This window comes from Streptomyces sp. NPDC059695 (assembly GCF_042733785.1).
In the GTDB taxonomy this organism is placed as follows: Bacteria; Actinomycetota; Actinomycetes; order Streptomycetales; family Streptomycetaceae; genus Streptomyces.
In genome coordinates this window covers 355,124-370,480 of sequence record NZ_JBHWFF010000002.1, presented here as the reverse complement: position 1 = coordinate 370,480, position 15,357 = coordinate 355,124, and the positions used below count along the sequence as shown (strand labels likewise).

Annotated in this window: 12 protein-coding genes; 8 read left to right on the top strand and 4 right to left on the bottom strand. The window is 73.9% G+C overall.

The genetic code is table 11. The annotated features are described in order from the left end of the window. Positions 1-4 precede the first annotated feature (4 nt). A complete protein-coding gene (locus tag ACFV2S_RS04240) occupies positions 5-1,219 on the top strand; it encodes a cation:proton antiporter (protein WP_385554069.1) in 1,215 nt (404 codons plus the stop codon). A gap of 13 nt (positions 1,220-1,232) precedes the next feature. Here the strand turns inward: ACFV2S_RS04240 and ACFV2S_RS04235 are convergent, their stop codons facing one another. Further along, a complete protein-coding gene (locus tag ACFV2S_RS04235) occupies positions 1,233-1,856 on the bottom strand; it encodes a TetR/AcrR family transcriptional regulator (protein ID WP_385554067.1) in 624 nt (207 codons plus the stop codon). 164 nt (positions 1,857-2,020) lie between these two features. On the opposite strand from ACFV2S_RS04235, the gene ACFV2S_RS04230 reads away from it, so the two are divergent. Next, on the top strand, positions 2,021-4,300 hold the full coding sequence (locus tag ACFV2S_RS04230) for an MMPL family transporter (protein ID WP_385554065.1): 2,280 nt from the start codon (positions 2,021-2,023) through the stop codon (positions 4,298-4,300). Between the two features lie 71 nt (positions 4,301-4,371). On the opposite strand, the gene ACFV2S_RS04225 is transcribed toward ACFV2S_RS04230, so the two are convergent. Then, complete coding sequence (locus ACFV2S_RS04225) at positions 4,372-4,569, bottom strand: helix-turn-helix transcriptional regulator (RefSeq protein WP_385554063.1); 198 nt, start codon at positions 4,567-4,569, stop codon at positions 4,372-4,374. Between the two features lie 270 nt (positions 4,570-4,839). Then, on the bottom strand, positions 4,840-5,796 hold the full coding sequence (locus ACFV2S_RS04220) for a sugar phosphate isomerase/epimerase family protein (protein WP_385554061.1): 957 nt from the start codon (positions 5,794-5,796) through the stop codon (positions 4,840-4,842). A 180-nt stretch (positions 5,797-5,976) separates the two neighbouring features. Between ACFV2S_RS04220 and iolC the strand changes: the two genes are divergently transcribed. Genes iolC through mmsA form a run of 4 tightly spaced genes read left to right on the top strand, consistent with a single transcriptional unit; the run spans position 5,977 to position 11,110 of the window. Next, on the top strand, positions 5,977-6,924 hold the full coding sequence (iolC, locus tag ACFV2S_RS04215) for a 5-dehydro-2-deoxygluconokinase (RefSeq protein ID WP_385554378.1): 948 nt from the start codon (positions 5,977-5,979) through the stop codon (positions 6,922-6,924). Between the two features lie 9 nt (positions 6,925-6,933). Then, positions 6,934-7,746, top strand: coding sequence for a 5-deoxy-glucuronate isomerase (gene iolB, locus ACFV2S_RS04210; RefSeq protein WP_385554059.1), 813 nt, complete (start codon positions 6,934-6,936; stop codon positions 7,744-7,746). Next, positions 7,743-9,593 carry a 3D-(3,5/4)-trihydroxycyclohexane-1,2-dione acylhydrolase (decyclizing) gene (gene iolD / locus ACFV2S_RS04205; RefSeq protein WP_385554057.1) on the top strand — a complete coding sequence of 617 codons (1,851 nt, stop codon included), beginning with the start codon at positions 7,743-7,745 and terminating at the stop codon, positions 9,591-9,593. The genes iolB and iolD overlap by 4 nt, the downstream gene beginning before the upstream one ends. A 14-nt stretch (positions 9,594-9,607) precedes the next feature. After that, on the top strand, positions 9,608-11,110 hold the full coding sequence (mmsA, locus tag ACFV2S_RS04200; RefSeq protein ID WP_383796703.1) for a CoA-acylating methylmalonate-semialdehyde dehydrogenase: 1,503 nt from the start codon (positions 9,608-9,610) through the stop codon (positions 11,108-11,110). A gap of 56 nt (positions 11,111-11,166) precedes the next feature. On the opposite strand, the gene ACFV2S_RS04195 is transcribed toward mmsA, so the two are convergent. Further along, positions 11,167-11,595 carry a GNAT family N-acetyltransferase gene (locus tag ACFV2S_RS04195; RefSeq protein ID WP_385554054.1) on the bottom strand — a complete coding sequence of 143 codons (429 nt, stop codon included), beginning with the start codon at positions 11,593-11,595 and terminating at the stop codon, positions 11,167-11,169. Positions 11,596-11,722: 127 nt separating this feature from the next. Here ACFV2S_RS04195 and ACFV2S_RS04190 point away from each other — a divergent pair, with 127 nt between their 5' ends. Both ACFV2S_RS04190 and ACFV2S_RS04185 read left to right on the top strand, forming a co-directional pair. Beyond that, entirely contained in the window at positions 11,723-14,392 is a 2,670-nt protein-coding gene (locus ACFV2S_RS04190) for a CocE/NonD family hydrolase (protein WP_385554052.1), read from the top strand. Next, positions 14,389-15,264 (top strand): ABC transporter permease, encoded by an 876-nt coding sequence (locus ACFV2S_RS04185; RefSeq protein ID WP_385554050.1) that lies wholly within the window; start codon positions 14,389-14,391, stop codon positions 15,262-15,264. The genes ACFV2S_RS04190 and ACFV2S_RS04185 overlap by 4 nt, the downstream gene beginning before the upstream one ends. Positions 15,265-15,357: the final 93 nt, after the last annotated feature.

Sequence of the window (15,357 nt, the reverse complement as noted above, 5' to 3'; positions counted from 1 at the left end):
CGATATGTCGCATTCGGGGAGCACGCTCATCCTGATCATGGCGATCGCCGTCCTGGCGCCGCTGCTCGCCTACGCGGTGGGGCGCAGGCTCCCCGTCCCCCTGGTCATCTTCGAGATCCTGCTCGGCATCCTCATCGGCCCCGACGTCCTGGACTGGGCCCGCCCCGACGCGCTGATCGACGGGCTCTCCCAGCTCGGCCTGGCCATGCTGATCTTCCTCGCCGGGTACGAGATCGAGTTCGGCAAGGTGCGGGGCGACACCCTCCGGCGCTCCGTGTGGGCCTGGCTGATCGCCCTCGGCCTCGGGCTCGCCACCGGCGTCCTGCTCGGCGGCGGCTACACCAAGGGCGTCTTCATCGGCGTCGCCCTGACCAGCACCGCGCTCGGCACCGTCCTGCCGGTGCTGCGGGACGCGGGCGACCTCCACGGGCGGTTCGGCTCGGTCGTCATGGCCTTCGGCGCGGTCGGCGAGTTCGGCCCGATCATCGCGATGGCGCTGCTGCTCAGCGGGCGCGGCGCCGCCGAGTCCACCGCCCTCCTCGCGGTCTTCGCCGCGCTCACCGCCGGGGCCGTCCTGTGGGCGCTGCGGCCCCGCCCGCCGTGGTTCTCGACCGTCATCGCCAAGACCCTGCACAGCAGCGGCCAGTTCGCGGTCCGCTTCGTCTTCCTGCTGCTCGCGCTCATGCTCGGGGCCTCGACCGCGCTCGGGCTCGACGTGCTGCTCGGCGCCTTCGCGGCCGGACTCATCACCCGGCTGGTGCTGACCGGCGCCGCGCCCGAGGCGGGGCCCCAGATCCTGGAGAAGGTGGAGGGCGTCGGCTTCGGCTTCCTCGTCCCGGTGTTCTTCGTCGTCACCGGGATCGAGTTCGACCTGGACTCGCTCCTCGACGGGGGCAGGACCCTGGTCCTGCTGCCGGTCTTCCTGCTGCTCTTCCTGGTCGTGCGCGGCGGGCCGGTCTGGTTCCTCGCGCCGCGCGACCTCGGCCGCCGGGACCGGGGCGGCCTCGTCCTCTACGGCTCCACGGCGCTGCCGCTCGTCGTCGCGATCACCACCATCGGCGTGGACGACAAGGAGATGACGGCCGGCGAGGCGGCGGCGCTCGTCGGGGCGGGCATGCTCTCCGTGCTGATCTTCCCGCTGCTGGCCCTGAAGCTCCGGGCGCGGGCGGGCGAGAAGGCGCTGCCCGCGGAGTCGGTGGGCGGCTCGGAGTCCTGGTGACCGCCCTCCCCGGTCAGCCGGGGGACCCGACCAGCGGGGAGAGGTAGCGCAGCAGGACGGTCTTCAGCTCGGCGATCGTCGCGTCCCGCTCCGCCCCCTCGGGGGCGGCCAGGACGAGCCCCAGCCCGCCCTTGAAGATCGCGAAGGTCATGTCGGCGATCCTGGCGCGCTCCTGCGGGGTCAGCCCGGGGGCGAAGTGCGCGATCACGTCCCGCACCGAGTCCAGCAGGCCGGCGTGCAGGGCGTCGTGCTCCTCGGCGATCCGGCCGGGCACCTCGGAGCCGTGCATGAGCGCGAGGAAGACCGGGTTCTCGCAGTTGAACGCGATCATCGGGTCGACCACCACGTCCAGCATCTCGGGCAGCGGCAGGGCCAGGTTCGCCGGGGTGAACGCCTGGCCGTGGGCCTCCCGCATCTCGCTCAGGAGGCGCTCGCCGAGCTCTATCGCGATGGCCTCCTTGTTCGGGAAGTACTGGTAGAGCGTGCCGGGCGAGACGCTCGCCTCGCGGGCGATCGCGTTGGTGCTGGTCGCCGTGTACCCGTACGCGCAGAAGACGTTCGCGGCGGCCTGGAGCAGCTGCGCGATACGGCGCTCGCCGCGCGCCTGGCGGCGGCGCGGCTTCGGTTCTTCGGACATGACTGTCCCCAGCTCTCCTCAACACGTTTGACAAACACGAGAGGTCGCTCGCATTCTAAGGAAACGCGAGCGATCACTCGTGTTTGCCAGTCTATGGCAATGGGCGGCCCCCGCGACCTGCCGGGAAGCGCGTGCAGGGGCCACGGTGAAGGGGACACCGCGTCATGTCCGAAGTCAAGAAGACGGCCTCCCGCGGCGGGGGCGGCGGGGGATGGACGCGGTTCGTGACCGCCAGACCGCGCCTCACCCTCCTGGTGGCCCTCGTGCTCACGGCCCTCGCCGTCCTCGCGGGCGGAGGCGTCGCCGACCGCATGGGCAGCGGCGGCTGGGAGGACCCGGCCGCCGAGTCCACGTACGCCACCAAGGCCCTGGAGCGCCGGTTCCCCGGCTCCCAGCCGAACGTGCTGCTGCTCGTCGACGCCGGAGCCCCCGGGGTCGACGACCCGGCCGTCGCCGCCGAGGCCCGGCGGCTCGCCGAGCGCCTCGACGCCGAACCGGGCGTCGACGGCGTCGGCTCCTACTGGTCCACCGGCTCGCCCGCCCTCCGCTCCGAGGACGGCCGGCAGGGTGTGATCGCCGCCCGGATCGCCGGCGAGGAGAAGGACGCCGCCGCCGTCCTCGACCGGATCGCCCCCGCGTACCGGGGCGCCCACGGCCCCGTCGAGGTCTCCCTCGGCGGCGGGCTCGCCGTCCGGCACGAGATGCAGACGGTCATCCAGGAGGACCTGCTGCGGGCCGAGCTCATCGCCCTGCCCCTGACGCTCGTCCTGCTCGTCATGGTCTTCGGCAGCGCCGTCGCCGCCCTGCTGCCGCTCGGCGTCGGCATCGTCGCCATCCTCGGCACCAACGCCGTCCTGCGCGGCATCACCGAGTTCACCGACGTCTCCGTCTTCGCGCAGAACCTGACGACCGCCCTCGGACTCGGGCTCGCCATCGACTACGCCCTGTTCGTCGTCCGCCGCTACCGCGAGGAGCGCGCGGCCGGAGCCGACACGTTCGCCGCCGTCCGCACGACGCTGCGCACCGCCGGCCGGACCGTGCTCTTCTCCGCGCTCACCGTCGCCGTCTCGCTCGCCGCGATGCTGGTCTTCCCGCAGTACTTCCTGCGCTCCTTCGCGTACGCCGGGATCGCCGTCGTCCTGCTCGCGGCCACCGCCGCGCTCACCCTGCTCCCGGCCGCCCTCGTGCTGCTCGGGGACCGGGTCAACGCCCTGGACCTGCGACGCCTCCTGCACCGCGGCCGGGCGGGGAGCGGTACGGCCGGGGCGGGCCGGGGCGACTCGCCGGGCGCCGCCGGAGCCGGCTGGGGGCGGGCCGCCGCCCTCGTGATGCGCCGGGCACCCGTCTTCGCCGTCGTCACCACCGCCGGACTCGTCCTCCTCGGACTGCCCTTCCTCGGCGTGAGGTTCGGCACCGCCGACGACCGGCAGCTCCCCGAGACCTCCTCCTCCCGGGTCGTCCAGGACCAGCTGCGGGACGGCTTCCCCGGCAACCCGGGCGGTGGCCTCACCGTCCTCGCCGAGGGGACGGCCACGCCCGCGCAGTACGCCGGCTACCGCGAGCGCATCGCCGCCCTCGACGGCGTCGCCCGGGCCGAGGGCCCCGTCACCGCAGGCGCCGGATCCGCCTACTTCACCGTGGTGCCCGAAGGGGAGACCGTCGGCGCCGACGCCCAGCGGGTCGTCGGGGAACTGCGCGCGGCCGAGGCCCCGTTCGCGACCACCGTCACCGGACCGGCCGCCGTCCTCGTCGACTCCAAGGACGCCATCGCCGACCGCCTGCCCTGGGCGGCCGGGATCATCGTCCTCGTCACCCTGCTCCTGGTCTTCCTGCTCACCGGCAGCGTCGTCGTCCCCGTCCAGGCCGTCCTCCTCAACGCCCTGAGCCTCACGGCGATGTTCGGCGCCGTCGTCTGGGTCTTCCAGGAGGGGCACCTCGCCGGGTTCCTCGGCTTCACCTCCACCGGCGACATCGAGACCACCCTGCCCGTGCTCATGTTCTGCGTGGCCTTCGGACTCTCCATGGACTACGGGGTGTTCCTGCTGTCCCGCATCAAGGAGGAGTACGACGCCACCGGCGACCACGAGCACTCCGTCCGCTTCGGACTGCGCCACACCGGGGGCCTGATCACCGCCGCCGCCGTGATCCTCGCCGTCGTCATGGTCGCCATCGGCACCTCCCGCGTCACCAACACGAAGATGCTCGGACTCGGTGTCGCGCTCGCCGTCCTCATGGACGCGATGGTGGTCCGCAGCCTCCTCGTCCCCTCCGTGATGAAGCTGACCGGCCGCCTCACCTGGTGGGCACCGGGCCCGCTGCGCCGCTTCCACGACCGCTTCGGCATCAGCGAGACGGACGCCCCGGCCGGCCCCGGCAGGGGGGACGGGCCAGGCGCGGAGTCCGACGCCGACGCCGACGGGAGGGCCTACAGCGCCGTCCGCTGACCCCTGGCCCCGCACGGCGGAACGCCGGGCTCCGGAGGGGACCGGAGCCCGGCGCACGTCGTCCGGCCGGGTCAGTCGCGGCGGGCCCGGTTGCCGGGGCGGCCGGCGACCCAGGCGCGGATCGTGTCGGCGTACCAGTAGGGCTTGCCCGACTCCACGTGGTCGGGCGCCGGAAGAAGCCCGTGCTTCCGGTAGGAGCGGACCGTGTCGGGCTGCACCTTGATGTGTGCGGCGATGTCCTTGTACGACCAGAGCCTTGCGTCCGTCATGCCCGGTACCTCCCTGCGCGCCGCACAGCGGCGGCAGGGGGTGCCGTTCGGGGGCGCTGCGGGCGGGCGTCGGTGATCAAGCGATCAATCAGCCTCTGCCCGGTGCAACGCCCCTTCCGACAGGAGGGGAGCGGCTGTCGAGCGCCTGTGACGCACAGCCCGCGTAACGGTGACAAAAGTGACGGAAGCGGGATCCGGGTGACGGAAACGGCACATGCCTCCCCCGGTGTGTCCGCGTGCGTCACCCCTGGTCAGGGCGGTATGCGCCGGTCACACGCCGCAGGAGCGGAGGAAGCGCCGGGTCCGCAGGGCGATCGGGTACGGGACGTCCGGCTCGCACGGGTACATGTCCTGCTCGACGATCGCGAACAGGTCCACGTCCAGGGCCGACGCGGCGGCGAGCACCGGTTCGAGCGCGGGCACGCCCGACGGCGGCTCGCACATCACCCCCCGCGCCACGGCCGGACCGAACGGCACCCCCTCGGCCACCACCCCCGCGAGCACCTCCGGGTCGACCTGCTTGAGGTGGAGGTAGCCGATCCGCTCCCCGTACGTCTCGATCAGCTTGACGCTGTCCCCGCCGGCGTACGCGTAGTGCCCGGTGTCCAGGCAGAGGGCGACCGCGTCCGGGTCGGTGGCGTCGAGGAGGCGCGACACGCTCTCCTCGCCGTCGATGTGGGTGTCGGCGTGCGGATGGACCACGATCCGCAGCCCGTACCGCTCGCGGACCTCGCGGCCCAGACGCTCCGTCAGCCGGGTCAGGTCCCGCCACTGCCCGGCCGTCAGCACGGGCTCCTCCAGGACCCGGCCCGTCCGGTCGTCCCGCCAGAACGACGGGATCACGACCAGGTGCTCCGCGCCCATGGCCTGGGCGAGGGCGGCGTTCTCGGCGACGTGCGCCCAGGTCCGGTCCCAGACGTCCGGGCCGTGGTGCAGCCCGGTGAAGACGGTGCCCGCCGAGACCCGGAGCCCGCGCCGGGCGGTCTCCTCCGCGAGGACGGCCGGATCCGTCGGCAGATAGCCGTACGGACCCAGCTCGATCCACCCGTAGCCGGCGCCCGACACCTCGTCGAGGAAGCGCTGCCACGGCACCTGCCGGGGGTCGTCGGCGAACCACACCCCCCACGAGTCGGGGGCCGATCCGACGCGGATCCGGGACGGTGGCGACGGCTGCGGCGACGGACGGGGCGAGGGCGCTGCTGACGGCTGCGGCGACGGCTTCGTCATGACTGCCACCTTGGCCGCGGTCCGAGAGGAGCGTCAAGCCGTCGGGCCGTCCCACGTCGTCCGGATGTCCGGACATATCGTTGACACGCCTCCGGGCGGACGACTACACCTGGGAGCGGAGCCGAGGGCGCCCGAGCCGAGAGGTGGCACGTGGAGACGGAGCCGTACGACCTGATCGCCATGGGCCGCCTCGGCGTGGACCTGTACCCGCTCCAGGCCGGTGTCGGACTCGACCAGGTCGAGACCTTCCGCAAGTTCCTCGGCGGCTCGGCGGCCAACGTGGCCGTCGCCGCCGCCCGCCTCGGCCGCCGCACCGCACTCCTCTCCCGCACCGGCGCCGACCCCTTCGGCGCCTATCTGCGCCGCGAGCTCAAGGCCTTCGGCGTGGACGGCCGCTGGGTGGCCGAGGTCGACGCGCACCCCACCCCCGTCACCTTCTGCGCGCTCTTCCCGCCCGACGACTTCCCGCTCTACTTCTACCGCCGCCCCCGGGCCCCCGACCTGGAGATCAGGACCGAGGAGCTGGACCTCGACGCCGTCCGGGCCGCCCGGGTCTTCTGGGCGACCGGCACCGGCCTGTGCGCCGAACCCAGCCGCACCGCGACCCTGGACGCGCTGCGGGCCCGGTCCGGCCGGGAGACGACGGTCCTCGACCTGGACTGGCGGCCGATGTTCTGGACGGACCCGGCGGCGGCCCGCCCGTACTACACCGAGGCCCTGCGGCACGCGACCGTCGCCGTCGGCAACCTCGACGAGTGCCAGGTCGCCACCGGGGAACGGGAGCCCGAGGCCGCCGCCCGCGCCCTCCTCGCGGCCGGCGCCGTCCGGCTCGCCGTCGTGAAGCAGGGCCCCGCGGGCGTCCTCGCGCTCGCCGCCGACGGGACCCGCGCCGAGGTGCCGCCGCTGCCGGTCGAGGTCGTCAACGGGCTCGGCGCGGGAGACGCGTTCGGCGGGGCCCTCGTCCACGGCCTGCTCGCCGGACACGACCTCGGCACGGTCCTGCGGCACGCCAACGCCGCCGGCGCGATCGTCGCGGGCCGCCTCGCCTGCTCCTCCGCCATGCCGGACGCCGCGGAGATCGCCGAAGCGCTGGCCGCCGGCACGGGAACGATCCCGGAGAAGGGGTAGGGATCCGTCATGCACACGAGCCTCCACCTCCCCGCCGGCACCGCCGCGCACGGGCCGTACACGGTCGACATCGACCCCGGGCGGGCCGGATGGACGTACTCCGCGCTCCGGGTCCTCACCCTCGGACCGGGGGAGAACCACTCCTTCGAGAGCGGGGATTCCGAATGGGCCGTGCTTCCCCTCTCCGGTGCCTGTAGCGTGCGCGTCGACGGCGAGATCTTCGAACTCCTGGGCCGCGCGAGCGTGTTCGAAGGAGTGACCGACTTCGCCTACGTACCGCGCGACGCCCACGCCCAGATCGCCTCCGGCGCGGGAGGCCGCTTCGCTTTGGCAGGAGCGAAGTGCGAGCGAAGACTCCCCGCCCGCTACGGCCCCGCGCCGGAGGTTCCCGTCGAGACCCGGGGCAGCGGCAACCGTGCCCGCCGGGTACGGAACTTCGCCTCGGCGGACGCCTTCGCGTGCGACCGGCTCATCGCCGTCGAGGTCGTCACGCCCGGCGGGAACTGGTCCTCCTACCCGCCGCACAAGCACGACGAGCACCGCCCCGGCGCCGAGTCCGTCCTGGAGGAGATCTACTACTACGAGATCGCCGGCCCGCGGGGTCTCGGCTACCAGCGGATCTCGCCCTCGCGGTCCGGCGGCGCCGAGCTGCTCGCCGAGGTCCGGGACGGCGACGCGGTCCTCGTCCCCGACGGCTGGCACGGGCCCTCGATCGCCCAGCCGGGCCACGACCTCTACTACCTCAACGTCATGGCGGGCCCCGGACCCGGGCGGGAGTGGAAGATCTGCTTCCACCCGGACCACACGGAGGGGTACGCATGAGGCTCACCGTCGCGCAGGCCCTCGTGCGCTTCCTCGCCGCCCAGCACACCGAACGCGACGGCGAACGGCACCGGCTGATCGCCGCCACCTGGGGCATCTTCGGGCACGGGAACGTCGCCGGGATCGGGCAGGCGCTGGTCGAGGAGCGGGGCATGCCCTTCCACCAGGGCCGCAACGAGCAGGCCATGGTGCACGCCGCCGTCGGCTACGCCCGCCAGAGCAACCGGCTCTCCGCGCACGCCGTCACCACCTCCATCGGCCCCGGCGCCACCAACCTCGTCACCGGCGCCGCCCTCGCCACGATCAACCACCTCCCGGTGCTGCTCCTGCCCGGCGACACCTTCGCCACCCGCCCCGCCGACCCCGTCCTGCAGCAGCTCCAGGTCCCGTCCGCGGGCGACGTGTCCGTCAACGACTGCCTCCGCCCGGTGTCCCGGTACTTCGACCGGGTCACCCGGCCCGAGGCCCTCGTCCCCGCCGCCCTCGCCGCCGTCCGCGTCCTCGCCGACCCCGCCGAGACCGGCGCCGTGACCCTCGCCCTGCCCCAGGACGTCCAGGCCGAGGCGTACGACTGGCCCGAGGAGTTCTTCGCCGAGCGGATCTGGCGGGTCCGCCGCCCCCGCCCCGACACCGCCGAACTCGACGCCGCCGTCCGCGCCGTGCGGGCCGCCGAACGGCCGCTGATCATCGCGGGCGGCGGCGTGCGGCACAGCCGCGCCGAGGACGCGCTGCGCGAGCTGGCCGAGCGCACCGGGCTGCCCGTCGCCACCACCCAGGCCGGCAAGGGCGTCCTCCCGTACGACCACCCCTGCGACGTCGGGGGCATCGGCCACACCGGCACCGCCACCGCCGACGCCCTCGCGCGCGACAGCGACCTGATCATCGGCGTCGGCACCCGGTACACCGACTTCACCACCGCGTCCGGCAGCCTCTTCCGTCCCGACACGCCCGTCCTCAACCTCAACATCACCGGCTTCGACGCCCACAAGCAGGCCGCGCTGCCCCTCGTCGCCGACGCCCGCGAGGGCCTCACCGCGCTCACCGGGGCGCTCGGCGACCGCCGGTGGACCACGGCCGACCGGTCCCGCTCGAAGGCCGAGTGGCAGCGGCGGACCGACGAGGCCTACGCCGTCCCGGACGAGGACGCCCGCCCCACCCAGACCCAGGTCCTCGGCGCACTCGACACTCTGGTCGACGGGAGCGACATCCTGATCAACGCCGCGGGGTCGCTCCCCGGCGACCTCCACCAGCTCTGGCGGACCCGCTCGCGGGACCAGTACCACGTCGAGTACGGCTACTCCTGCATGGGCTACGAGATCCCCGCCGCGATCGGCGTCCTCCTCGCCGCGCCCGGCAGACCCGTCTGGGCGCTCGTCGGCGACGGTACATACTTGATGAATCCCACCGAAATCGTCACGGCCGTCCAGGAACGACTGCCCCTGAAGCTGGTGATCCTGCAGAACCACGGGTACGCCTCCATCGGCGGCCTCTCCGAGGCCGTCGGCGCCGAGCGGTACGGCACCGACTACCGCCACCGGGCGGCCGACGGGAGCTTCACCGGACCGCCGCTCCCCGTCGACCTCGGCGCCAACGCAGCCTCCCTCGGCATGCGCGTACTGCGCCCCCGCACCGTGCGTGACCTGCGAGAAGCCCTCGCGGACGCCCGGGCGGCCACGGATCCCACATGTGTCTACGTCGAGACCGAAACGGCAGACAGTGTGTCGGGCCCGCCCCCGGCGCAGGCGTGGTGGGATGTGCCCGTGGCCGAGACGTCGACCCGCCCGTCGGCGGCGAAGGCCCGCGAGGAGTACGACCGGCACGTCACCGCCCGACGCCGCCATCTCTGAAGGAGTAACTCGTCATGACGAAGAGCGTCCACCACTGGATCGGTGGCAAGACCGTCGAGGGCACGTCGGGCAACTGGGGCCCGGTCACCGACCCGGCCACCGGCGCCGTCACCACCCAGGTCGCCCTCGCCTCGGTGGAGGAGGTCGACGCGGCCGTCGCCGCCGCGAAGGACGCCTTCGCCACCTGGGGCACCTCCTCGCTGGCCCAGCGCACCACGATCCTCTTCAAGTTCCGCGCGCTGCTCGACGCCAACCGCGACGCGATCGCCGAGCGGATCGTCGCCGAGCACGGCAAGGTCCACTCGGACGCCCTCGGCGAGGTCGCCCGCGGCCTGGAGATCGTCGACCTGGCCTGCGGCATCACCACCCAGCTCAAGGGCGAGCTCTCCACGCAGGTCTCGAACCGCGTGGACGTGGCGTCGATCCGCCAGCCCGTCGGTGTCGTCGCCGGCATCACGCCCTTCAACTTCCCGGCCATGGTGCCGATGTGGATGTTCCCGATCGCCATCGCGACCGGCAACACCTTCATCCTCAAGCCGAGCGAGAAGGACCCGTCGGCGTCCCTGAAGATCGCCGAGCTGCTCGCCGAGGCGGGCCTCCCGGACGGCGTCTTCAACGTCCTGCACGGCGACAAGGTGGCCGTCGACCGCCTCCTGGAGCACCCGGACGTCTCCGCGATCTCCTTCGTCGGCTCGACCCCGATCGCCCGCCACATCCACACCACCGCCTCCGCCAACGGCAAGCGCGTCCAGGCGCTCGGCGGCGCGAAGAACCACATGCTGGTCCTCCCGGACGCCGACCTCGACGCGGCGGCCGACGCGGCCGTCTCCGCGGCCTACGGCTCCGCCGGCGAGCGCTGCATGGCGATCTCCGCGGTCGTGGCCGTCGGCTCCATCGGCGACGAGCTCGTCCAGAAGATCCGCGAGCGCGCCGAGAAGATCAAGATCGGCCCCGGCAACGACCCCACCTCCGAGATGGGCCCGCTCATCACGGCCGTCCACCGCGACAAGGTCGCCTCCTACGTCCACGGCGCCGCCGCCGAGGGCTGCGAGGTCGTCCTCGACGGCACCGGCTACACGGTGGAGGGCCACGAGAACGGCCACTGGATCGGCCTGTCCCTCCTGGACCACGTGCCGACCACGGCCAAGGCCTACCAGGACGAGATCTTCGGCCCGGTCCTCTGCGTGCTCCGCGCCGAGACGTACGAGGAGGGCCTCGCCCTCATCAACGCCTCGCCGTTCGGCAACGGCACCGCGATCTTCACCCGCGACGGCGGCGCCGCCCGCCGCTTCCAGCTGGAGGTCGAGGCCGGCATGGTCGGCGTGAACGTGCCGATCCCGGTGCCGGTGGGCTACCACTCCTTCGGTGGCTGGAAGGACTCGCTCTTCGGCGACCACCACATCTACGGCAACGACGGCGTGCACTTCTACACGCGCGGCAAGGTCGTCACCACCCGCTGGCCGGACCCGTCCGAGGCCCCCACGGGCGTCGACCTGGGCTTCCCGCGCAACCACTGATCCGCCCGATCCACGTCCGATGTCCCCGGGGCGCGCTCCCCGGGGACATCGGGCGTTCAGGCGCCCGGTTCCTCGTCCAGCGGCCAGCCGCGCATCGCGAAGACGCCCTCGTCGACCGCGCCCGCCGAGCGGTAGGTGGCCAGGGCGGGGCCGTTGTCCGTGTCGACGCCGACCCAGGCGCCGTAGCAGCCGCGCTCCCGCGCCTGCGCCAGCAGCGCCTCCGTCAGGGCCCGCCCGATCCCGCGCCGGCGGTGCGACGCGTCCACCGACAGCTCGTACAGGCACATCTCCGTGCCCTTGTCGGGATGCAGCATCTCGACGCCGGAGACGAAACCGGCCGGGAAACCGTCCTCCGCGTACGCGATCAGCATCAGGTGCCCCGGCGCCGCCAGGAAGCGGGCCGCCCAGGCCTCCCGGGGCGGCCCGTCGTACAGGTGCCCCGCCGCCAGCAGCTCCGCCACCGTCGTCGCCCGCCGGATCTCCACGCCGTCTCCCTGTCTCCGCGTACCGCGTCCGCTGTACGCGGACCGTACTGCGTACGACCTGAGGAGGCCGTCGATTTCCGTCCGTGGGCAGCCGTGCCCCGCGGCGGCGCCGCTTAGGCTCGACGGCATGCGACTCCGACTTCCCCGGTGGGCCGCGGTCACCGCAGCGCTCGCCGTCCTCGCGGGTGCCGGCACGTGGACCGCCGTCGCCCAGGACGATCCACCGCCTGTGCACCGCGCGGACCGGATGCTCGACGTCGACGGGGTACGGCTCGACACCTCGTACTTCACCGGCGCGGGCGACGGACGGCGCCCCGCCGTCCTCCTCGGCCACGGCTTCGGCGGCTCCAAGGACGACGTCCGCGCCCAGGCCGAGGGCCTCGCCCGCGACGGCTACGCCGTCCTCACCTGGTCCGCCCGCGGCTTCGGCGCCTCCACCGGCGAGATCGGGCTCAACGACCCCGACCACGAGGTCAGGGACGTCTCGAAGCTGATCGACTGGCTCGCCGCCCGCCCCGAGGTCCTCCTCGACAAGGCCGGCGACCCGCGCGTCGGCGTCACCGGCGCCTCCTACGGCGGCGCGATCTCCCTGCTCGCCGCGGGACACGACCCGCGCGTGGACGCGATCGCCCCCCAGATCACCTACTGGAACCTCGCCGACGCCCTCTTCCCGCAGGGCGTCTTCAAGAAGCTCTGGGCCGGGATCTTCTTCTCCACGGGCGACACGTCCGCCGCCTCCGCCGCGGGCGGCCGCCCGGCCGGCGCCGTCGCCGCCGGGAACGGCTGCGGACGGTTCACCGCCGAGCTCTGCTCCCTCTACCAGCGCGTCGCCGTCGCCGGGAAGCCCGACGCCGAGGCCCGCGCCCTCCTCGAAGCCCGCAGTCCGTCCGCCGTCGGCGCCCGCGTCAAGGTGCCCGCGCTCCTCGTCCAGGGCCAGTCCGACTCGCTCTTCACCCTCGCCCAGTCCGACGCCATGGCCCGCACCCTCACGGCCAACGGCGCCCCCGTCGCCGTCGACTGGATCTCCGGCGGCCACGACGGCGGCGACCGCGAGACCGACCGCGTCGAGCGGCGCGTCACCACCTGGTTCGACCGGTGGCTGAAGCGCGACACCTCCGTCGACACCGGCCCCGCCTTCCGGGTCAGCCGCACCGGCGGCGTCGACTCCACCGACGGACGGGCCACCCTGCGCGCCGCGACCGCCGGCCGCTACCCGGGCCTCACCTCCGGCACCACGGACGTCGCCCTCGGCGGGGCGCCGCAGACCTTCACCAACCCGCCCGGCGCCGCACCCCCGGCCGTCTCGGCCGTCCCCGGCCTCGGCGGCGGACTCTCCGGCCTCTCCTCCCTCGGCGTCGGGCTCTCCCTCGACTTCCCCGGCCAGCACGCCAGGTTCGACGCCAAGCCGCAGACCGAGGCCCTGCGCGTCACCGGCACGCCGACCGTCCGCGTCAAGGTCACCTCCACCGCCGCCGACGGCTCCGCCGTCCTCTTCGCCAAGGTGTACGACGTCGGGCCGGACGGACGGCAGCAGGTGCTGCCCGCCCAGCTCGTCGCCCCCGTCCGCGTCGAGGGCGCCAAGGCCGGGAAGAGCGTCACGCTGACCCTGCCCGCGATCGACCACGAGGTGGAGGCCGGGCACCGGCTGCGTCTCGTCGTCGCCGCCACCGACCTCGGCTACGCCTCCCCGGTGGTCCCTGCCCGCTACACCGTCGCCGTCGAGGGCCCGCTCACCGTCCCCACCGCGCCCGGACTCTCGACCCAGGCCGCCGCCCTGCCCTGGTGGGTGTGGGGCCTGCCGCTCCTCGGCCTCGCCGGGGCCGCGGCGCTGCTGCTCACCGCCCGCCGCCGGACGGCCGCCGACGCCCCCGACCCGGAACTCGCCGCCGTACCCCTCCAGATCACCGGCCTGTCGAAGAAGTACAAGGGCGGCGACCGGTACAGCGTCCGCGAGCTGTCCTTCCGCGTCGAGCAGGGCCAGGTCCTCGGCCTCCTCGGGCCGAACGGCGCGGGCAAGACCACCACCCTGCGCATGCTGATGGGCCTCATCACCCCCGACGAGGGTGAGATCCGGGTCTTCGGCCAGGCCATCAGGCCCGGCGCCCCGGTCCTCTCCCGGGTCGGCGCCTTCGTCGAGGGCGCGGGCTTCCTGCCGCACCTGTCGGGCCGGGAGAACCTGGACCTGTACTGGAGGGCCACCGGCCGCCCCGCCGAGGACGCCCACGTCGACGAGGCCCTGCGGATCGCGAACCTGGGCGGCGCCCTCGAACGCGCCGTCCGCACCTACTCGCAGGGCATGCGGCAGCGCCTCGCCCTCGCCCAGGCCATGCTGGGCCTGCCCGACCTGCTGATCCTCGACGAGCCGACCAACGGGCTCGACCCGCCGCAGATCCGCGAGATGCGCGAGGTGATGATCCGGTACGCGGCCGGGGGCCGGACCGTCATCGTCTCCAGCCACCTCCTCGCCGAGGTCGAGCAGTCCTGCACGCACCTGGTCGTCATGGACCGGGGCCGGCTCGTGCAGGCCGGACCGGTCGCCGAGATCACCGGCTCGGGCACCACCCTCCTGGTGAGCCTGGGCGCGGAGATCGACGACGCCCTCGTCGAGAAGATCGACGCCCTGCCGGGCATCGGCGCGGCGACCCGTGCCGAGGGCGGGATCCTGGTCCGCCTCGACGGCATCGACCCGACCGCCCTCATCGGCGAACTCGTCCGCCTGGACGTGCCCCTGACCGGCGTCGGTCCCCACCGGCGCCTCGAAGACGCGTTCCTGACCCTGATCGGAGGCGCCGCGTGACCACCACGACCACCCCGGCCACCGCCCCGACGCGTGCCCCCGGCTACCGGCCGGGACGCACCCTGCCCCTGCGCGTCGAGGCCCTCCGCCAGTGGAAGCGCCGGCGCACCCTGGTCATGGGCGGCATCCTCGTCGCCCTGCCGTTCGTCCTGATCGCGGCCTTCGCGATCGGCGGCTCCGGGGACGGCGACCGCAACGGCCGCATCACCCTGATGGACACGGCGACGGCCTCCGGCGCCAACTTCGCGGCGACCTGCCTCTTCGTCTCGGCCGGGTTCCTCCTCGTCATCCCCGTGGCGCTGTTCTGCGGGGACACCGTCGCCTCCGAGGCGAGCTGGTCCTCCCTCCGGTACCTGCTCGCCGCGCCCGTCCCGCGCTCCCGGCTCCTCGCGTCCAAGCTGACCGTCGCCCTCGGCTACAGCGCCGCCGCGATGGTCCTCCTCCCGCTCGTGGCGCTGGCGGCGGGCACGGTCGCCTACGGCTGGGGTCCGCTCCGGCTGCCGACGGGCGGCTCGGTGCCCGCCGGGGACGCCCTGCTCAGGATCGGGATCGCCGTCGCCTTCGTCTTCGCCTCCCAACTGGTCACCGCCGGACTCGCCTTCTGGCTGTCCACCCGCACCGACGCCCCGCTCGGCGCGGTGGGCGGAGCCGTCGGCCTCACGATCGTCGGCAACGTCCTGGACGCCGTCACGGCGCTCGGCGACTGGCGCGACTACCTGCCCGCGCACTGGCAGTTCGCCTGGATCGACGCGCTCCAGCCCCAGCTGGAATGGGGCGGCATGATCAAGGGGACGGCGATCTCCCTGACGTACGCCCTGGTCCTCTTCGCGCTCGCCTTCCGCGGCTTCGCCCGCAAGGACATCGTGTCGTAGCGGGGCCCTACAGCCACCCCCTCCGAGGGGGGGGGGGGGGGCGCGCGCGGCGCGGCGGGGGGGGGGGGGGGGGGGGCGCGAGGGAGAGCGCAC

Excerpts from the sequence above, each read along its gene's own strand:
- mmsA (WP_383796703.1), top strand. The coding sequence starts at position 9,608 with ATGACGAAGAGCGTCCACCACTGGATCGGTGGCAAGACCGTCGAGGGC.
- ACFV2S_RS04190 (WP_385554052.1), top strand. The coding sequence starts at position 11,723 with ATGCGACTCCGACTTCCCCGGTGGGCCGCGGTCACCGCAGCGCTCGCC.
- ACFV2S_RS04240 (WP_385554069.1), top strand. The coding sequence starts at position 5 with ATGTCGCATTCGGGGAGCACGCTCATCCTGATCATGGCGATCGCCGTC.
- ACFV2S_RS04235 (WP_385554067.1), bottom strand. The coding sequence starts at position 1,856 with ATGTCCGAAGAACCGAAGCCGCGCCGCCGCCAGGCGCGCGGCGAGCGC.
- iolD (WP_385554057.1), top strand. The coding sequence starts at position 7,743 with ATGAGGCTCACCGTCGCGCAGGCCCTCGTGCGCTTCCTCGCCGCCCAG.
- ACFV2S_RS04220 (WP_385554061.1), bottom strand. The coding sequence starts at position 5,796 with ATGACGAAGCCGTCGCCGCAGCCGTCAGCAGCGCCCTCGCCCCGTCCG.
- ACFV2S_RS04230 (WP_385554065.1), top strand. The coding sequence starts at position 2,021 with ATGTCCGAAGTCAAGAAGACGGCCTCCCGCGGCGGGGGCGGCGGGGGA.
- ACFV2S_RS04225 (WP_385554063.1), bottom strand. The coding sequence starts at position 4,569 with ATGACGGACGCAAGGCTCTGGTCGTACAAGGACATCGCCGCACACATC.
- iolB (WP_385554059.1), top strand. The coding sequence starts at position 6,934 with ATGCACACGAGCCTCCACCTCCCCGCCGGCACCGCCGCGCACGGGCCG.
- iolC (WP_385554378.1), top strand. The coding sequence starts at position 5,977 with ATGGGCCGCCTCGGCGTGGACCTGTACCCGCTCCAGGCCGGTGTCGGA.